General features: G+C 63.1%; 1 protein-coding gene. It reads left to right on the plus strand.

Annotation, left to right across the window (positions count from 1 at the left end; all coding sequences use genetic code 11):
- Window positions 1–3438 (plus strand): indolepyruvate ferredoxin oxidoreductase family protein (locus WB528_RS27340; RefSeq protein ID WP_423892463.1); only part of this gene is annotated, 3438 nt, incomplete at its 5' end.
- Between the last annotated feature and the right edge of the window lie 165 nt (window positions 3439–3603).

Below are 3603 nucleotides of genomic sequence, written 5' to 3' on the forward strand. Positions count from 1 at the left end.
GGCCATGTCTTCCTGACCGGGATTCAGGCGCTGGTTCGCCTGCCGATGGCCCAAATCCGGCGCGACCGCGCCAACGGGCTCAACACGGCAGGGTTCATCAGCGGCTACCGCGGCTCACCCCTTGGCGGCTACGACCAGCAGCTTTTCGCCGCCCGAAAACATCTCGACCAATACAACATCAAGTTCCAGCCCGGCGTGAACGAAGACCTCGCCGCCACCGCGATCTGGGGCTCCCAGCAACTCAATCTCTCAAAAGGCGCCAATTACGACGGCGTCGTCGGCATCTGGTACGGCAAAGGCCCCGGCGTCGACCGTTGCGGCGACGTCTTCCGCCACGGCAATGCCGCGGGCTCGGCGAAGAACGGCGGCGTGCTGTGTCTCGCCGGTGACGATCACGGTGCGAAATCCTCAACCGTCCCGCATCAGTCGGACCATGCCTTCGTCTCGGCGCTGATGCCCTATCTCTATCCCTCGAGCATCCATGAAATGATCGAGATGGGGCTGCTCGGGATCGCGATGTCGCGCTATTCCGGCTGCTGGGTCGGCATGAAGGTGATCACGGAGACGGTGGAGACCACCGCCGAGATCGATCTTACCGACGAGATGAAGCCCTTCATCATTCCGCCGGACTTCGAAATGCCGCCGGGTGGATTGAATTTGCGTTGGCCCGACGACCGCTACGACCAGGATCGGCGTTTGCAGGATTACAAGGGCTTTGCGGCCATCGCCTTTGCCCGCGCCAACAAGGTCAACCGCATCACCATGGATTCGCCGAATGCGCGTTTCGGCATCATGGCCTCGGGCAAAAGCTATGAGGACATCCGGCAAGCGCTGCGTGAACTCGGCATCACGCCGGAAGTCGCCGCCAAGATCGGCTTGCGGCTCTACAAGATCGGGATGCCCTGGCCGCTGGAGCCGCAAGGCGTGCGTGAGTTCGCGGTCGGGCTTGAAGAGATTTTCATCATCGAGGAACGCCGCGAGATCGTCGAGAACCAGGTCAAGCAGGAACTGTTCAACTGGCGCGACGACGTCCGCCCGCGCATCGTCGGCAAGATGGACGATCACGACAAACGCTTCCTGCCTTTCGCCGAGGAATTGAGTGTCGCCTCGCTGGCAAGCTCGCTCACCGAGCGGCTCCTGCGGCTCAATCTCAATCCCGAAATCGCCGCGATGTTGCGTGCGAAAGCCGACTGGTTCAACGGCCGGCAGGCGACCCAGATGCAAGCGGTCTCGCCGGTTACCCGCACGCCGTATTTCTGTTCGGGTTGTCCGCACAACACCTCGACCAAAGTGCCGGAAGGAAGCCGCGCCTTTGCCGGCATCGGCTGCCACTTCATGGCGCTATGGATGGACCGCTCTACCGAGACCTTTACCCATATGGGCGGCGAGGGCGTGCCGTGGGTCGGCGTTGCGCCCTTCACCAATGAAGAGCACGTCTTCGCCAATATCGGTGACGGCACCTATTTCCATTCCGGCAGCCTCGCGATCCGGCAGGCGGTGGCGTCAGGCGCGAACATCACCTACAAAATTCTCTATAACGACGCGACCGCCATGACCGGCGGCCAGCATGTCGATGGCGAATTGTCGCCGCAGCAGGTCACCTTCCAGCTTCACGCGGAAGGCATCCGTGAAATCTATCTGGTCTCGGAAAATCCGAAAGCCTATCCCGCCTCCGACATCGCGCCTGGCGCGAAGGTCGCGCACCGTGACGAACTCGACGCCGTCATGAAGACGCTGCGCCAGGTGAAGGGCGCATCCGCCATCGTCTTCGTGCAGACCTGTGCCGCCGAGAAGCGCCGCCGCCGCAAGCGCGGATTGCTCGAAGATCCGCCGCGGCGCGTCCTCATCAATCCGGCCGTGTGCGAAGGCTGCGGCGATTGCTCGGTGCAGTCGAATTGCATCTCGGTCGAGCCGCTGGAGACCGAGATGGGGCGCAAGCGCACCATCAACCAGTCGGCCTGCAACAAGGATTACTCCTGCCTGAAAGGCTTTTGCCCGTCGTTCGTTACCGTCGATGGCGGGGCGTTGCGCCGTCGTGCGCCCGCTGGTGCTGGCGATATCGGCGAATTGCCGGAGCCCGCCTCAAAGCCGTCGCTGGACCGGCCCTATAACATCGCCGTCGGCGGCGTCGGCGGCACCGGCGTGTTGACCATCGGCGCACTGCTCGGCATGGCCGCCCATATCGAGGGCAAGGCCAGCATGATCCTCGATATGTCGGGGCTGGCGCAAAAGGGCGGGGCGGTATTGAGCCATGTCCGGCTGTCCGAACATACCGCTGACGTGACCTGTTCGCGCATCGTCACCGGCACCGCCGATCTCGTGATTGCCGCCGATGAGGTCGTGGCCGCTTCCAAGGAGACCATGACGCTCTGCGAGTCGAGCCGCACCGCCGGTATCATCAACAGCCACGTCATTCCGACCGCCGACTTCATTCTCAACCGCGATTTCAATTTCCAGTCCCGCAAAGTCAACCACGTGCTGGAAACCGCGTTGCGGAAGGATTCCGCTTTCGTCGATTTCACCAGGCCCGCGGAAACCCTGCTGGGCGATGCCATCGCCACCAACATGATGATGATGGGTTACGCCTACCAGAGGGGATTGCTGCCGCTGTCGGCGGAAGCGATCGAACAGGCGATCGAAGTCAATGGCGTTGCGATCAAGATGAACACGCAGGCGTTCCGGCTCGGCCGCCTCGCGGCCGTCGATCCCGCGCGCATCGCCGCGATGATGAGCGGGCACGGCGAGGGAAGCGCGCCGAAAACCCTCGATGCGATGTCGCTCGACGAAATTATCGTCCACCGATCTGCGCACTTGACCGCCTATCAGAATGCAAAGCTCGCTACGCAGTATCAGGCGCTGGTCAAGCAGGTACGTGACGCGGCGCGCGATCGCGGCTTTGGCGAGGAACTGCCGCGCGCGGTCGCCGTCAACTACGCCAAGCTGCTTGCCTATAAGGACGAATATGAAGTCGCGCGGCTTTATACCGATGGCCGGTTCGAACAGCAGCTTCGCGACCAGTTCGACGGCGATTTCAAGATCAGCTTCAATCTTGCGCCGCCGTTGCTCGCGGGGGCAAAAGACGCGCTGGGCCGGCCGAGGAAGCGCGCCTTCGGCGCCTGGATGCTTCCGGTATTTCGCTGGCTGGCGAAGATGCGCGTGCTGCGCGGCACCCCGCTCGATATCTTCGGCTACAGCCCCGATCGCAGGCTCGAGCGTGATTTGATCGCTGGCTACGAGAAGGACGTCGCCCACATCCTGCCGGTATTGTCGCCGTTGACGCTGGACACCGCCATTGAAATCCTCTCGCTGCCGGATCGCATTCGCGGTTACGGGCCAGTCAAGGAGAAGGCGGTAGCGGATGCGAAGGCTCGCTACGCGCAACTCGCGGCCGATCTAGCCAACCCACCGCCGGCACCGCGACAGATCGCGGCGGAGTAGGCGACTGCGATGTCCTCCTTGCGAGATCGGTGAGCGGGACAGCAAAAGAAAAGGCCCGGCGCGAGACCGGGCCTTTGTCGTTTAGTGTCGTTCAGGCCGTTGGCCGCGGCCTCCGGCTGGAGCCGGTCCGCCGCGTGGAGCACCACCAGCGGCGTGCGGCATGGC

The organism is Bradyrhizobium sp., from assembly GCF_049586575.1.
Classification (GTDB): domain Bacteria; phylum Pseudomonadota; class Alphaproteobacteria; order Rhizobiales; family Xanthobacteraceae; genus Bradyrhizobium.